This window comes from Nocardioides sp. NPDC006303 (assembly GCF_040613175.1).
GTDB lineage: Bacteria > Actinomycetota > Actinomycetes > Propionibacteriales > Nocardioidaceae > Nocardioides.
Genome location: NZ_JBEXRR010000002.1, coordinates 97,972 through 113,127, shown reverse-complemented (window position 1 = coordinate 113,127; position 15,156 = coordinate 97,972). Strand labels below are relative to the sequence as shown.

General features: G+C 70.1%; 13 protein-coding genes. 5 read left to right on the top strand and 8 right to left on the bottom strand.

All coding sequences use genetic code 11. The annotated features are described in order from the left end of the window. Nucleotides 1-40 precede the first annotated feature (40 nt). Nucleotides 41-580, bottom strand: coding sequence for a MarR family transcriptional regulator (locus tag ABZY89_RS02045; protein ID WP_355224246.1), 540 nt, complete (start codon nucleotides 578-580; stop codon nucleotides 41-43). A gap of 70 nt (nucleotides 581-650) precedes the next feature. Between ABZY89_RS02045 and ABZY89_RS02040 the strand changes: the two genes are divergently transcribed. Next, the gene (locus tag ABZY89_RS02040; RefSeq protein ID WP_355224244.1) at nucleotides 651-1,898 is read left to right on the top strand and encodes an MFS transporter; all 1,248 of its coding nucleotides are present in this window, start codon (nucleotides 651-653) and stop codon (nucleotides 1,896-1,898) included. Here ABZY89_RS02040 and ABZY89_RS02035 read toward each other — a convergent pair. From ABZY89_RS02035 to ABZY89_RS02015, 5 genes are all read right to left on the bottom strand, one after another. Continuing rightward, complete coding sequence (locus ABZY89_RS02035; protein ID WP_355224243.1) at nucleotides 1,895-2,533, bottom strand: HAD-IA family hydrolase; 639 nt, start codon at nucleotides 2,531-2,533, stop codon at nucleotides 1,895-1,897. The genes ABZY89_RS02040 and ABZY89_RS02035 overlap by 4 nt on opposite strands. After that, a complete protein-coding gene (locus tag ABZY89_RS02030) occupies nucleotides 2,530-3,834 on the bottom strand; it encodes a citrate synthase (RefSeq protein WP_355224241.1) in 1,305 nt (434 codons plus the stop codon). Before ABZY89_RS02030 ends, ABZY89_RS02035 begins: the two co-directional genes overlap by 4 nt. A 69-nt stretch (nucleotides 3,835-3,903) precedes the next feature. After that, the gene (locus tag ABZY89_RS02025) at nucleotides 3,904-4,095 is read right to left on the bottom strand and encodes a hypothetical protein (protein ID WP_091052443.1); all 192 of its coding nucleotides are present in this window, start codon (nucleotides 4,093-4,095) and stop codon (nucleotides 3,904-3,906) included. A 35-nt stretch (nucleotides 4,096-4,130) separates the two neighbouring features. After that, nucleotides 4,131-5,159 carry a helix-turn-helix domain-containing protein gene (locus tag ABZY89_RS02020; RefSeq protein ID WP_355224239.1) on the bottom strand — a complete coding sequence of 343 codons (1,029 nt, stop codon included), beginning with the start codon at nucleotides 5,157-5,159 and terminating at the stop codon, nucleotides 4,131-4,133. 51 nt (nucleotides 5,160-5,210) lie between these two features. Continuing rightward, nucleotides 5,211-6,215 carry an alpha/beta hydrolase gene (locus ABZY89_RS02015; RefSeq protein WP_355224237.1) on the bottom strand — a complete coding sequence of 335 codons (1,005 nt, stop codon included), beginning with the start codon at nucleotides 6,213-6,215 and terminating at the stop codon, nucleotides 5,211-5,213. 166 nt (nucleotides 6,216-6,381) lie between these two features. On the opposite strand from ABZY89_RS02015, the gene hrpA reads away from it, so the two are divergent. The 4 genes from hrpA to ABZY89_RS01995 all read left to right on the top strand — a co-directional run bounded on the left by hrpA (nucleotide 6,382) and on the right by ABZY89_RS01995 (nucleotide 13,053). After that, complete coding sequence (hrpA, locus tag ABZY89_RS02010; protein WP_355224236.1) at nucleotides 6,382-10,257, top strand: ATP-dependent RNA helicase HrpA; 3,876 nt, start codon at nucleotides 6,382-6,384, stop codon at nucleotides 10,255-10,257. Between the two features lie 47 nt (nucleotides 10,258-10,304). Beyond that, nucleotides 10,305-10,901, top strand: a complete 597-nt coding sequence (locus ABZY89_RS02005; protein ID WP_355224235.1) for a hypothetical protein — start codon at nucleotides 10,305-10,307, stop codon at nucleotides 10,899-10,901. Between the two features lie 246 nt (nucleotides 10,902-11,147). After that, nucleotides 11,148-11,558 (top strand): type II toxin-antitoxin system PemK/MazF family toxin, encoded by a 411-nt coding sequence (locus tag ABZY89_RS02000; RefSeq protein ID WP_355224233.1) that lies wholly within the window; start codon nucleotides 11,148-11,150, stop codon nucleotides 11,556-11,558. A 163-nt stretch (nucleotides 11,559-11,721) separates the two neighbouring features. Next, nucleotides 11,722-13,053 carry an extracellular solute-binding protein gene (locus ABZY89_RS01995; protein WP_355224232.1) on the top strand — a complete coding sequence of 444 codons (1,332 nt, stop codon included), beginning with the start codon at nucleotides 11,722-11,724 and terminating at the stop codon, nucleotides 13,051-13,053. A gap of 146 nt (nucleotides 13,054-13,199) precedes the next feature. Here ABZY89_RS01995 and ABZY89_RS01990 read toward each other — a convergent pair whose 3' ends face one another. Beyond that, nucleotides 13,200-14,465 (bottom strand): ribonuclease D, encoded by a 1,266-nt coding sequence (locus ABZY89_RS01990; protein WP_355224230.1) that lies wholly within the window; start codon nucleotides 14,463-14,465, stop codon nucleotides 13,200-13,202. Continuing rightward, nucleotides 14,462-15,100 (bottom strand): DUF3000 domain-containing protein, encoded by a 639-nt coding sequence (locus tag ABZY89_RS01985; protein WP_350660578.1) that lies wholly within the window; start codon nucleotides 15,098-15,100, stop codon nucleotides 14,462-14,464. The genes ABZY89_RS01990 and ABZY89_RS01985 overlap by 4 nt, the downstream gene beginning before the upstream one ends. Nucleotides 15,101-15,156: the final 56 nt, after the last annotated feature.

Here is a 15,156-nt window from a genome sequence, read left to right as displayed (position 1 = left end):
GAGACGGGGCTATGCGGTCTCGAAGAGATCCCCCAGGGCACTACTCGGCCTCGATCCGCAGGGTCACCTGCTTGAGCAGAGTCGCCAGCTCCGTACGTTGCTCCGGGCTCAGCGTCTCCAGCAGCTTGGTCTCGGCCTCGCCGCGCAGGTCCATCGCCCGGCGCCAGATCTCGATCCCAGCCTTGGTCGCCTCGACGCTGATCTTGCGGCGGTCCTCGACCGATGCCGTACGCCGCAACCACCCGGCCTTCTCCATGCTGTCCAGCCGGCCCGTCATCCCGGCCGGGCTGATCCCCAGATCCTTCGCGAGGGCCGTGGGGGAGGCGTGCCCGGGCGTGTCACGGATCATCAGGTCGTGGAGCGTCTTGTACTCGAAGTCGGCCAGGCCGACCTTGTTCGCCGCCGCCGCGCGAGCATCGTTGAAGAACCTCGAGATGGACCCGATCCGTACCGTGATCGCCTCGATCTCGTCGTCGAAGTCGATGTCGAGCCAGTGGTCGCGCCATCGCGCGACGTGACGGTCGGCACCGTCCTCGGTGAGGTCGTCGTCGGACGTCTCAGAGGGTCGCAGCTCGGGCATGAACCGATCCTACCTTTCGCCGGTTGATAATTCGCTGGCGAATAGTTCGCCAGCGAAGTAACTTGAGGATATGACCGTCACGACCGAGCCACCGACCGAACCGCCGACCGGGCGCCGTTCACCGTTGAGGCATCGCAACTTCCGCCGACTCGTGACCGGGACGGCGGCATCGTCGCTGGGCAACGCGATCACGCCGGTCGCGCTGGCGTTCGCGGTGCTCGACCTCGGCGGGACCGTCACCCAGCTGGGCATCGTGGAGGCGATCTTCGCGACCTGCCAGGTGGTCACCACGCTGGCCGGGGGAGTGCTCGGCGACCGGGTCTCGCGCAAGCTGATGATGGAGGGCACGGCGGCGATCAGCGCCGTCGTGGCCGGTGCCCTGGCGACGACGGTGATCCTCGGGGTGGCGACGATCCCGTCGATCGCGGTGATGGGTGGTCTCGCGGGCATCGTCGCCGCGCTCAACCAGCCCTCCGCGATGGCGATGACCAAGGTCGTCGTGCCCGCGGAGGATCTCGGTGCCGCCGTCTCGCTCCGGTCGCTGCTCCAGACCACCGCCTCGACCATCGGCTACGCCCTCGGCGGTGTGCTCGTCGCCGCGGTGGGATCAGGCTGGGCGATCATGGTCGACGCGCTCACCTTCGCCATCGCCGCTGTCGCCTATGCCGGCATGCGAGTGCCCCATGAGCGCCCTCCCCACAAGGCGTCGATGCTCGGCGACCTCGCCGAGGGCTTCCGCGAGGTGATGCGGCACTCGTGGCTGTGGTTCCTCATCCTGCAGGCGCTGCTCTACCACCTGTTCTGGTCGGGAGCGCACAGCGTGCTCGGCCCGATCGTGGTCGGCGAGGGCATCGGCCGGGCGTCGTGGGGCTTCGCGCTCGCCGCCCTGATGGCGGGCTTCTTCGTCGGCGGCCTGTTCTGCCTGAGGTTCCGCCCGCGCCGGCTGCTCTCCGTCGGCGTGCTCTTCCTCGCGATGACCGGCCTCTTCCCGATCTCGATGGCGGTCTCCGACACGCTCTGGCCGATCCTCCTCGGCGCGTTCCTGCACGGGTTCGGGCTGCAGGTCTTCGACATCTTCTGGCAGATCGCGATCCAGCAGGAGATCCCCGAGGAGAAGCTCTCCCGGGTCTATTCCTTCGACATCGTCGGCTCGTTCGTCGCCCGCCCCCTCGGGCTCGCGCTCGTCGGCCCGGTCGCCGTCGCGGTGGGCTTCGACACCTGGCTGCTCGTGGTCGCCGCGGTGATCTCCGGCACCGCCCTGATGTCGATCTCCTTCGCGGGCGTACGCCGTCTGGAGCGCGCGCCCGAGCAGGTCTAGAGCGGGAGGCCGAGTGCGACCAGGTCTTTGCGGAGCTGCTCGGCCCCGGTGAACTGGATCGCGTGCATGCCCAGCGCCGCGGCGGCGGCCACGTTGGCGACGCTGTCGTCGATGAACACCAGCCGGTCCAACGGCATCCCGGCGCGCTCGGCCACGAGCCGGTAGATCGCCGGGTCGGGCTTGGCCAGACGCACCTCACCGGAGACGACGACGTCGCCGAGCAGCTCGATCACGTCGTACGTCGCCGGAGCATGCGGATAGAGCTCGGCCGACCAGTTGGTCAGTCCGAGCTGGGGGAAGCCGGCCGCGGCGAGCTCGCGGACCATCTCATGGGTGCCAGGGACCGGCCCGAGCAGGGAGAGCGGGAAGTTGTCGACGTACGCCGCTCCGGCCGCGAGCCACTCGGGCGCCGCCTCCTCGAGCACCGTGAGCGCCTGGGCCCAGGTGCGGCCGGCGTCCTGGACGTGGTTCCACGACCTGAAGTCGAAGGACTCCATGAACCTGCGGGCGTCGGCGTCCCCGACTCCGGCCGCGATCGCCGGGAGCGGGTCCCAGCGGATGAGGACGTTCCCGAAATCCCAGACGACCCCATCCACCACGGGGGTGGACGGGGTCTGCGTGCCGGGGACCGTCACGCCCAGCGAACGTCGCGCGGGACGAAGGTGAGTCCGCGCTCGCCGGTGTAGATCTGCTTCGGACGGGCGATCTTCTGCTCCTTGTCCTGGACGAGCTCCAGCCACTGGGAGAGCCAGCCCGGCGTACGCCCGATGGCGAACAGCACGGTGAACATCTCCGGCGGGAACTCCAGGGCCTCGTAGATCAGGCCGGAGTAGAAGTCGACGTTCGGGTAGAGCTTGCGCTTGACGAAGTACTCGTCCTCCAGCGCGATCTTCTCCAGCTCCATCGCGATGTTGAGCAGCGGGTTGGTGCCCGTGACCTCGAAGACGTTGAGCGCCTGCTGCTTGATGATCGTCGCGCGCGGGTCGTAGTTCTTGTAGACCCGGTGGCCGAAGCCCATCAGCCGCTCGTTGCCGGCCTTGACGCCCTCGATGAAGGCGGGGATGTTCTCCACCTTGCCGATGCGGCGCAGCATCCGGAGCACGGCCTCGTTGGCGCCGCCGTGGAGCGGGCCGAAGAGGGCACCGACGCCGGCAGCCACCGAGGAGTAGGGGTCGACCTGGGTCGAGCCCACGCTGCGGACGGCGTTGGCCGAGGCGTTCTGCTCGTGGTCGGCGTGCAGGATGAAGAGCGTGTCGAGCGCCTTCTCGATGCGGTCGTCCGAGGCGTACTTGCTCTCGCTCATCTTGAAGAGCATGGAGAGGAAGTTGCCGGTGTAGGACAGGTCGTTGTCCGGGTAGACGTACGGCTTGCCCTGCGCGTGCCGGAACGCCCACGCGCCCAGGGTCGGCATCTTGGCGATCAGCCGGATGATCTGCAGGCGACGGTTGTCGGGGTCGGAGATGTTCGCGGCGTCCGGGTAGAACGTCGACATCGCACCGACCGACGCCATGAGCATGCCCATCGGGTGGGCGTCATAGCGGAAGCCCTGCATGAACTCCTTGATGTTCTCGTGCACGAACGTGTGGAAGGTGATCTCGTGCACCCACGCGTCGTACTCCTCCTTGGTCGGCAGCGCGCCGTGGACCAGGAGATAGGAGACCTCCAGGAAGCTCGACTTCTCGGCGAGCTGCTCGATGGGATAGCCCCGATATTCGAGCACGCCCTTGTCACCGTCGATATAGGTGACGGAAGATCGGCAGGAAGCGGTGTTGACGAAGCCGGGGTCATAGACGGCCAGGCCAGGACCTTCTTCGTGGGTGGCCGGGTCAGCGGCCTTGATCTTCCCCAGGTCGGCGGCGCGGATGGTGCCGTCGGTGATCGGGATGTCGTACTCCACCCCGGTGCGGTTGTCACGCACTGTTAGAGATTCGGTCACGATCAGCAACGGTAACCCTCTTGAAATCCCCTACGTAACTCGGCGTCCCACCCATTGGCCGATTTCGAGTCAGAGTCGGAACCTGTCGCGCGCCGGTTTGGTGTCGCCGGACGGCTCGTCGTCGCCGAACCGGGTCAGCGCATCGCGCAGCCGATGGAGGTCGAGAGCGGTCTGCACCGACCGCTCGTTGAGGGTGTCGTCCTCGCCGCGGAGCGCACGCAGCGCATCCTGGACCTCGGTCTCGCTCGGCTCCCCGGTCATGGGGACATAATCTAGGTGCCCGGACCAAGGCCCGCCTAGTGCGGATCGCCCACGACCTGCTGATCGGTGCCGTGGGCCACACGCCACAGCAGCAGCGTGACCGCCGCGCGCTGCCGTCCGCGCCCCTTGGTGGGCGCGTAGCCGAGCTGACCGCTCAGCCAGGTCAGCCGCTCCTGCAGCGTCGAGTGGTGCACATGGAGCATCGCGGCCGACTGTCGCAGGCTCGGCTGGTCCAGCACCGCGTGGAGCGTGTCCACGACCCACGGATGCCCGGCGAGCAGTTCCTCCAGACGTCGTACGTCACCCACCCCCGCCGCCTCGTCGGCGCTGATCCGCTCGGCGATGACGGCAAGCGCGCCGAGGTCGTCGTAGCGGACCACCGCAGGCGCGAGACCGCCGACGTCGGCGGCCAACCGGAGGGCCGTACGTGCCTGCTCCAGCGCCGTCGGCAGTTGGAGCGGATCGGGGGCTACGGCGGCCCCCGCACGGACGCCGTCCGGGATGGTGGGCGTGCCGGGAAGCAGCGCGACCACCAGAGCTCCGACCGTGCTGATCAGCGTCGCCCGCAGGTGGACCGAGGTGCTCAGTACGACCGTGACGGGGCCGGTCAGGCCGAGCCTTGCGACCGCGTCGCGTCTGTCCGCGTCGGTCGCGTCGGGGTCGCACGCGATCCTGACCAGCCCGCTGGTCGAGGGGTCGGGAGCGCCCGTGCTGAGCGACTGCAGGGCGCGGGCGGCGCGCTCGAGGATGAGGGCGTCGAGCGGGCCGTCGTCCCCGGTGCGCTCGAGCCAGAGCCAGGATCCGGGCTGGCCGGGGAGCGGCGCGTGATGCCAGCTGCCCTCGGTCTCGCCGGCCAGTGCGCGGCCGTCGGGCGCGAACCGCTTGACGAGGCCGCGCGCGGCGTCGTGGAGCCCTGCGGGGGACCCGGCCAGCGCCGCCGCGGCGCGTACGACCGCGGCGGTCGAGGCCCGTTCGTCCACGAGCCGGTCGAAGTGGTCGATGACGCGCAGCGCACTGGCCGTGTCGTCGTCGACCACCTCGAGCTTGCCGATCAGATCTCGCACCTGAACCTCCCTGGCCTACTCTCGCCCACGGAAGGCGAGCAAGCCAGCGGATCAGGCCTCGAGTGCCCTGCGGACGAACTCGTCACGGGTCGCGATCGAGGCACGGGAGACCGCGGCGTGCCCGGCCATCATGTCGAACCCGTGGAACCCGCCGCCCCACATGTGGAGATCGACGCTGACGCCGGCCTCCGAGAGCCGGCGCGCATAGGCCAGCGTCTCGTCGCGGAACGTCTCCGCCGAGCCGGTGTCGATGTAGGTGCGGGGGAGGCCGGTGAGATCCTCGGCGCGCGCGGGCGCTGCGTACGGGGAGACGTCGGGGCCACCCCGGCGTTCGCCGAGCAGTGCGGTCCAGCCGAACAGGTTGGCCTCGCGGTCCCAGACTCCCTCGTCGTCGAGCATCTGGCTGCTGTGGGTCTCGAAGCGGTCGTCGAGCATCGGGCAGATGAGGATCTGGTGGCTCAGCTTCGGGAAGGACCGGTCGCGGGCGAGCAGCGCCGTGCCCGCGGCGAGGCCGCCGCCGGCGCTGGCTCCCGCGATCATGAGGTGCTCGGGATCGATGCCGAGGTCAGCGGCGTTCTTCGCGGTCCAGACCAGGCCGGCGTAGCAGTCCTCCACGGGCGCGGGGTCGGGATGCTCCGGGGCGAGGCGGTACTCCACCGACACGACCACGGCGGTGCCGTCTGCGACGTGCGGGAGGAAGGCCTCCACGCCGAACACCCGATTTCCGATCACCATGCCGCCGCCGTGGATGTGGTAGATCACCGGTCGCGGCGGCCCGTCGACGGTCGGGCTCAAGATCAGCAGCGTGATGTCGGGGGCGCCCTCCGGGCCGGGAACCTGCCGCTCCTCGACCCTGACCGCGCCGCCGACGGTCAGATCCGCCGGCTCCATGCCGGGGAACCCGTCGGCGCTCTGCTGCCGTATCAGCGGGAGGAGCTCCGCCGAGAAGGGCGGGATGCCCTGGCGTACCGCCTCGAGGACCGGCACGAGCTCGGGATCGAACGGCGGCCGGATGGGGGTGTCGGGGTAGATCTCGCTGGTGGTCGTCTCGGTCATGGCCACTCCTTCGTCGGGGTGCCCCCAGCCTCCCTCGTGACCGTTGTCGACGGAACCCGGCCTGTGGCGGGAATCACATCCGCTGCCCCCGCCATCCGGCGGGCGGGGGTTCCGCGAGAAACCGATGTGCGGTCGAGGGGTACGCCGGGGGAGAATGGGTGACCTCATGTCCGAGTCCGACCAGCCCGCCGCCACCTCCGTCGCGATCACCTACCCTGCCGAGCTCCCGGTCACCCAGCGCCGCGAGGACATCGCCGCGGCCATCCGTGACCACCAGGTCGTGATCGTCGCCGGTGAGACCGGGTCGGGGAAGACGACGCAGCTGCCCAAGATCTGCCTGGAGCTCGGGCGCGGGTCTGCCGGACTGATCGGACACACCCAGCCGCGCCGGATCGCGGCCAGATCGGTGGCCGAGCGGATCGCCTCCGAGCTCGGCACCTCGCTCGGCGACCTGGTCGGCTACCAGGTGCGGTTCATGGACAAGTCCTCGGCCGCCTCCCGGATCAAGCTGATGACCGACGGCATCCTGCTCGCCGAGCTGCAGCGCGACCGCGACCTGCGCCGCTACGACACGATCATCATCGACGAGGCCCACGAGCGGTCGCTGAACATCGACTTCCTGCTGGGCTACCTGCGCCGGCTGCTGCCGCGGCGACCCGACCTGAAGATCATCATCACCTCGGCGACGATCGACCCGGAGCGGTTCGCCGCCCACTTCGCCGACCCGCGAACCGGGGATCCCGCGCCGATCATCGAGGTCTCCGGCCGCACCTATCCGGTCGAGGTCCGCTACCGGCCGCTGATGGAGCTCTCCGAGGAGGACGAAGAGGGCGAGGTCGTCGTCCGCGACCAGACCGAGGCCATCGTCGACGCGGTCAAGGAGCTCTCCGCCGAGGGGCCGGGTGACGTCCTCGTCTTCCTGCCCGGCGAGCGCGAGATCCGGGACGCTGCCGACGCGCTGTCGGATGCGCTCGGGCTGAACAAGGGGCGCTCCGGGACGGGTCTGGTCGAGATCATCCCGCTGTTCTCGCGGTTGTCGGCCGCCGACCAGCACCGGGTCTTCTCGCCCCACACCGGCCGCCGGATCGTGCTCGCGACCAACGTCGCCGAGACCTCGCTGACGGTACCCGGGATCAAGTACGTCGTCGACACCGGTGTCGCCCGCATCTCGCGCTACTCCGCCCGCACCAAGGTCCAGCGGCTGCCCATCGAGCCGATCTCGCAGGCCTCGGCCAACCAGCGGTCGGGACGTACTGGGCGGGTCGAGGCGGGCATCGCGATCCGGCTCTACTCCGAGGAGGACTATCTCGGCCGGCCGGAGTTCACCGACCCGGAGATCCTGCGCACCAACCTGGCCTCGGTCATCCTGCAGATGGCCTCCCTCGGGCTGGGAGACATCGCCCGGTTCCCGTTCGTGGAGGCGCCGGACCGGCGCAACATCACCGCCGGCGTACAGCTGCTCGAGGAGCTCGGCGCGATGCGGGGGCAGCGGCTGACGAAGCTGGGCCGCCGGCTGGCCCGGCTGCCGATCGACCCGCGGCTGGCCCGGATGGTGCTCGAGGCCGAGCGGCTCGGGTGCGTACGCGACGTCATCGTCGTCGCTGCCGCGCTCTCGCTCCAGGACCCCCGTGAGCGGCCGGGACAGGACCACCCCAAGGAACAGGCGCAGGCCGACCAGCTGCACGCGCGGTTCAAGGACGAGACCTCCGACTTCCTCACCTGGCTCAACCTGTGGCGCTACCTCAAGCAGCAGCAGCACGAGCTCTCCTCCAGCGCGTTCCGGCGGCTGTGCAAGCGGGAGTTCCTGCACTACGTACGCGTCCGGGAGTGGCAGGACCTGGAGTCGCAGCTGCGCCAGGTGTGCCGGGAGATGAAGATCGACCTCGGCAAGGGACACCGCGACGTCATCGAAGCCGGCGAGGACGCAGGCGAGGACAAAGTCACGTACGACGCCGACGGGATCCATCAGGCGCTGCTCTCCGGGCTGCTCTCGCACATCGGGGCGCTCGAGGAGCGGGACTCGAAGGCCGACGCGGCGCGAGCGCGGGAGAAGCGGCGGCCCGGCCCGCGGGAGTACGAGGGCGCCCGAGGCGCGAAGTTCGCGATCTTCCCCGGGTCGGCGCTGCACCGGAAGAACCCGCAGTTCGTGATGTCCGCCGAGCTCGTCGAGACCTCCCGGCTCTGGGCCCGGCAGAACGCCTCGATCAAGCCCGAGTGGGCCGAGAGCCTCGGCCGCGACCTGGTCAAACGCACCTACTCCGAGCCCCACTGGTCGCAGAAGCGCGCCTCGGTGATGGCGCGCGAGAAGGTGACCCTCTACGGCGTGCCGCTGGTCGCCGACCGTCCCGTGGCCTTCGGCAAGATCGATCCCGAGCTCTCGCGCGAGCTCTTCATCAGGCATGCCCTGGTCTACGGGGAGTGGCGTACGAATCACCGCTTCCTCCGCGACAACGCGAAGCTCGTCGAGGAGGCCGAGGAGCTCGAGCACCGCGCCCGGCGCCGCGACATCGTGGTCGACGAGCACGCACTCTTCGACTTCTACGATCGCCGGCTGCCGGCCTCCATCGTCTCCGGCGCCCACTTCGACCAGTGGTGGAAGCAGGCCCGGCGGGAGACGCCCGACCTGCTCACCTTCGAGCTGTCGATGCTCACCAACGACGCCGCGGGAGAGGTGACCGAGAGCGACTTCCCGGCGGAGTGGGACGCAGGGCCGCTCACGTTCTCGCTGAGCTACCACTTCGAGCCGGGCGCGGCCGATGACGGGCTGACGATCGACGTACCCGTCGCCACCCTCAACCGCGTCGGCGCCGACGACTTCTCCTGGCTGGTGCCGGGGCTGCGCGAGGAGCTGGTGACCGCGCTGATCCGGTCGCTGCCCAAGCCGCTGCGGGTCAGCTTCGTGCCCGCTCCTGACAAGGCGCGCGCCTTCCTGAAGGAGACGCCGCCGGGGGAGGAGCCGCTGCTGACCGCGCTGGAGCGCTGGGCGCGCTCGACCGCGGGCGTACACATCCCTCGCGAGGCCTGGGACTGGACCAAGGTGCCCGAGCACCTGCGCCCGACCTACCGGGTCGTCGGCGAGGACGGCAAGGAGACCGCGAAGGGCAAGGACCTCGACGCGCTCAAGGCGCCGCTCGAGGGCGAGTTCGAGGCCGCGATCGCCGAGGTCGCGGCGTCGGCAGGTCACACTCGCACCGGCGAGACGAGCTGGGTCTTCGGTGACATCGCCACCACGGTGACCGAGAAGCGTGCCGGTCATGAGGTCACCGTCTTCCCGTGCCTCTCCGACGAGGGCACGACGGTCGGTCTCGTCGTCGCCGGATCCGCGGAGGAGGCCGAGGCGCGTCATCGTCTCGGCGTCGTACGGCTGCTTCTCCTCGCTCTCCCGAATGTGGGCAAGCAGGTCGTCGACGGGCTCTCCACCATGGAGAAGCTCGCGCTGGCCGGATCCCCCTACCCGAGCGCCGCCGAGCTCGTCGAGGACTGCCGCGCCGCCGTGGTCCAGCAGTTGGTCGACGCCCGTCCGCTGCCGCGGACACAGGAGGCGTACGCCGCCGTCCAGGCCGCCGCCGGCACGCCGGCCGACCTGGTCGCGGCCGTCCGTGCGGTCCTGGCCGACGTGATGCGGGCGCTCGAGGCCTATCGCGAGACCGACAAGGCCCTCTCCGGGCGGGCCGACATGTTCCAGCTCCCCGCGCTGACCGACATGAAGGACCAACTCGCGCGGCTGGTGCACCGTGGGTTCGTTGCCGAGGCGGGTGCCCAGCAGATCAGGCGGTATCCGACCTACCTGAAGGCCATCGTCGAACGCCGCCGCAAGCTCGACGCCGATCTGCGCGCCGACCGGACGACCCACGACCGGATCGCGTCCCTCCAGGACGCCTATCTGCACCAGGTCGAGGCGCTCGCCGAGGGTCGGCCGCCCGGGCCACGGCTGCGGCAGGTGCGGTGGATGCTCGAGGAGTACCGCGTCCAGCTCTGGGCCCAGCATCTCGGCACCGCCGAGAAGGTCTCCGACGCGCGGATCCGCAAGCTGCTGGGGTAGCGCCGCAAGGCTGTTACATGTGGGTGGCGGCCGCTACGCTCGATCCGATGTCCAGAGAGTTCCATTCGCCGATGCGTCCCGGGGACGGCTTCTTCGACTCCCTCCTCGGGGGCGACGACCCTGCCCTGGTGCAGGAGGCGGCCGATGCGGCGGCGACGGCGCTCGTACGTGGCGCGCGGGACAGCGACGACCCCGCGGTCGCCGAGCGGATCCTCCATCTGGCCGAGTCCGAGGGCATCGAGACGATCGCCGAGGTCTGGTCGAGCTCGCCGGCGGAGTCGCTGGCCGGCTGCCTGTGGCGCCTCTACCTGCTCCGCAGCTGGGTCTACGCCGACCCGGTCGGCGCCGCGCGCGAGTTCGATGCCGGCCGGGCGAAGGCGCAGGTCGCGCAGGTCGTGGCCGGTGTCGCGGAGCCTCCCGGCCCGGAGGAGCTCAAGGCGATGGTCGACGAGGTGCTGCGCGGCATCGCCGGCAGCGACTTCGCTGTGGTGCTTCTCCGTGCCGCCGCGTTCTCCCGCGTCATCGCCGCCGGGCGGGCGGCCCTGGACCCGGACGCGGCCGCGAAGGACGTGCGCAACATGCTGCAGCTGTCGGAGCAGCTCGAGGCGGCGGGTCATGCGGAGCTCGAGCAGCGGCTGACTTGAGTTGCTGCTGAAGCGGAGCCCGAAGCCAGGGGTGCTGTAGCCTCCTGTTCGCTTTGATGCGGAGGAGGTTGGGGGCACCGTTACACTGGTGCCGAACACGTCGGGCTGCGGCAGCCCCGGGTCCCAACTTCAGCCGCTTCGAGCGGCCTTGCGCCGTGAGGCGCTCCCGGTCCGGCGTGTTCATCATCTTTTTCGGTGCACCTCGGCTGGGCGGCCATGACGCCAGCCACCGACCGAGGAGCCGTAGTGACCGACACCCAGCCCGCAGCGCGCGAGGGCGCCATCTCCTACGAGCCCGAGATCGGTGACGGCAACGCCGACCCGGGCGAGGTCGTGTGGGGCTGGGTGCCCTACGAGGACGACGAGACCCAGGGCAAGGACCGGCCCGTTCTCGTGATCGGCGAGAAGGCCGGCGTGCTCCTGTGCCTGATGCTGACCAGCAAGGACCACGACCGCGACGAGGCGCAGGAGGCGCGGAACGGGCGGCACTGGATGGATGTCGGCACCGGTGGCTGGGACCGCCAGGGGAGGCCCTCCGAGGTGCGCCTGGACCGGCTGATCCGGATGGATCCCGCAGACGTACGCCGTGAGGGCGATGTGCTGGCCAAGGAAATCTTCGATGATGTGATCAAGGCCGCACGCGATCACCTCGCCTGAGGCGGTCCTGGGGCTGTTCTGACGTGCCTTCTCAGGAAGTGTCCAGGTACGTATCGTAAAGTGAATCGCTGGTAAACCGGGTCTGTTGTTGCATCACAGACCCGGTACTGGTGTTGAGATGGAGGAAATGGTGCGGCGCACGCGGCTGGCAACGGCGCTTCTGGTGACGGTTCTCTCGGCGTCCCTCGCCGCCTGCGGTGGTGGTGACCCGGCTTCGAAGCCCTCGCCGAGCACCACGACGAAGGCGCCGGCCAAGGTGAAGCTCGTCTTCGGGGTCTCCGGCCACAAGACGCTGGTCGACACCTACAAGCAGCTGGCTGCCGAATACACCCAAGAGGTCCCCAACGTCACCGTCGAGGTGAAGTCCTGGCCGACCGCTGACCAGCTCACTGCGGCGGTCAACAGCGGCGAGAAGGTCGACGTGGTGCTCACCCCGCGTGCCGACGTCGGCGCGTTCGCCGAGGACAAGCGGATCCAGCCCGTCGACACACTGCTCGAGGCCCGCAACGTCGACTTCGGCGACAAGTACTCCCGCGAGGCGATGGAGGACTTCTCCGTCGAACGTCGCCTCGAGTGCATGCCCTACTCGGTCTCGCCGCAGGTCGTCTACGTCAACACCGGGCTGCTCGACTTCGACGCCATGAAGGAGGAGGGCCTGCCCACGCCCAGCGTCCGGGCCGATGGCTCCCTGCGTGGCTGGACCCTCGAGCAGTTCAGCTCGGCGATGACCTACGCCGCTGAGCACCACAAGGGTGTCCGGGGCACCTACGTCGAGCAGAACCTCTCCGCGCTGATGCCCTGGCTCGCCGGTGCCGGCGCGACCCTCTTCGACGACCCGCTGGCTCCGACGTCGACCGCGCTGGAGGACTCGGCCGGAGCGTACGAGGACCTGGTCGAGGCGTTGACCCAGCCCAACGTGCTGGCCACCGCGAAGGACCTCAACGGCCGCACGCCGTTCCAGGCCTTCAAGCAGGGCCGCCTGGTGGCGCTGGTCGGCGACCGTTCGCTGGTCTCGGACCTTCGGGCGACCGACGCGATGGAGTGGGACGTGATGCCGATGCCGGGTGGCAACGGCACCACCGGCGACTACGCCGGCCTGTGCATGGGGTCGGAGACCGCCGATCCCGACGCCACCGCCGACTTCCTCACCTACCTCATCTCGACCGAGTCGGTCGTGAAGATGGTCCGCACCGGCCACTTCGTGCCGGTCAACTCCGAGGTCGGCTACGCCCCGGTCTTCACCCAGCCCGAGCGCAACCCCAAGAACGCTCGCATCTTCACCGACACCGTGCGCGACATGCAGGTCCTCCCCGAGGCCACCCAGCTCGCCCAGCTCCAGAAGGTCGCCGCTGTCGCCGTCCGAGGCTCCTTCGCGGTCACCGAGCCCGACCAGGTCGAGGACTACGCGGTCCAGATCGACGAGCTCTCCAAGACCGTCTTCCCCCAGCCGACGCCGGCCGCCTCCCCGTCGCCCTCCATCTCACCCAGCTCCTAGCTGGCCGAGGCGTCACGTACGTCGCCCGAGAGGTCGGCTAGGTCAGTCGAGCCGTCACGACGATGCCGACTCGGCCGTCCTAGGTGACGCTTCGGCCAGCGCGCGTGACGCTTCGGCCGACGGGCCTGACCTCTCGGCAGGCTCGGTCAGTTCGCCTCGGCGTGGAGGACGGCGTCGGTGAGGAGCGGGGCGGTGAGGGCGATCTGCCAGCCGCGGGCGCCGAAGCCGGAGAGGAGCTCGATGATGTCGTCGAGCAGGGCGCCGGGGTCGCGGGTCTTCGGGGGCGTCCACATGGCGCGGCGCAGGAAGTCGGGGGTGAGCAGGTTCTCGGCTGGGAGGTTGCGCGCCTCGGCGAGGGCGTTGACGGACTCGCGCGCCAGCGTGAGACGACGGGCGGCGACGGGGTCCTTGTCGGCCCACGCGCGCGGCGGGGGAGGACCGTCGGAGCGCGGCGAACGCACCGGGAGCTCGTCCTCGTCCATCGTGACCGCGCGGTTGAGCGCCTTCACCCAGGAGGTCGCGTAGCGCTCGGCGCCACGGCCGTGGAAGCCCTTCAGCCCGAGCAGCGCGGCCTTCTCCTGCGGGAGATCCTGCGCGGCGGCGACGATCGCGGCGTCGGGAATGATCCGGCTCGGGGTGACGTCGCGCTGCTGCGCGATCCGGTCGCGCTCGGTCCACAGCTCACGCACCGCGGCGAGACCCCGGCGGCCGCGGACGCGGTGCATGCCGGAGGTGCGTCGCCAGGCATCCGTACGCACCGGCGCCTCGAACCCGCGCAGCCAGTCGAACTCCTGGCGGGCCCAGGCCTCCTTGCCCTGCGAGACGAGCTCGTCAGCCAGCGCGTCGCGCAGCTCGACGAGCACCTCGACGTCGAGCGCGGCGTACTCCAGCCAGGCGTCCGGCAGCGGCCTGGTCGACCAGTCGGCCGCGGAGTGCTCCTTGAGCATGGTGAAGCCCAGCACCGTCTCGACCAGGGTGCCGAGCCCGACGCGCGGATAGCCCAGCAGCCGCCCCGCGAGCTCGGTGTCGAAGAGGGCGGAGGGGTGCAGACCGAGGTCGCTGAGACAGGGGAGATCCTGGGTGGCGGCGTGCAGGATCCACTCGGTGCCCTCGAGCGCGTCGACCAGCGGCTGCATCGTGGACAGCTCGATCGGGTCGATCAGCCAGATCCCGGAGCCCTCGCGGCGCAGCTGGATCAGGTAGGCGCGGTTGGAGTAGCGATAGCCAGAGGCGCGCTCGGCATCGATCCCGACCGGACCCGAGCCGGCGGCGATGGCCGCGGCGGCCTTGACCAGGCCTTCGTCGGTGTCGGTCACCGGAGGCAACCCGTCGCGCAGGGTCAGCAGCGGCGCCGGAGCAGCATCTTCTGGTGTGTCCGGCCCCGTCTCGGCCTCGGTGTTGTCTGAGATCACGCGCCTCGCTGCCCTCGCCGGCTCGGTATGACGGTGACGCCCTCCGGCACCGGAGGAAGTCCCGCGGCCGTGCAGAGCAGTTCGCCCCATGCCTCGGTGTGTGGTCGCAGGTCCAGGTCGCCCGAGGCCGTCCCCACCGGCGTCCAGGAGGCGCGGATCTCGATCTGCGCGGTGCCGTCCTCATCGGCCATCCCGCCGTAGGACTCGGTGGCCACGCGGGTCACGGTGCCCGCGGCGGCGACGTGCTCGGCGCCGTGACCGGAGAGCGCGTCGAGGAGCCAGGACCAGCCGACCTCGCCCAGCAGCGGGTCGCTGATGTGCTCGACGTCGATATCGGCCCGTGCGTAGGCCACCAGCCGGAAGGTGCCGGGCAGTCCGTGCACCGTGCCCCAGGCGTCATTGCCGTCGGGGTCGTGCAGCAGGATCAGCCGTCCGGTCGCCACGTCGACGTCGTCGACGGTCACCTCGGCGGAGAGTGCCGCGGCGTACGGAGCGATCCGCTGGGGCGCCGGCATCTCCTCGGCCAGCACCTCGGGTCTGAAGGTCGCGGCGCGCATCCCTTCCGCGGCGGACCGGAACACGGCAGGACCGGTCTCCGGTCCCGCGGCGGGACGCGACTCTCCACGGACGACCATGTGAACAGGGTATGTCTTCTGCGCGATTCGCGATGTGCGTACACGCCGCACCGGAT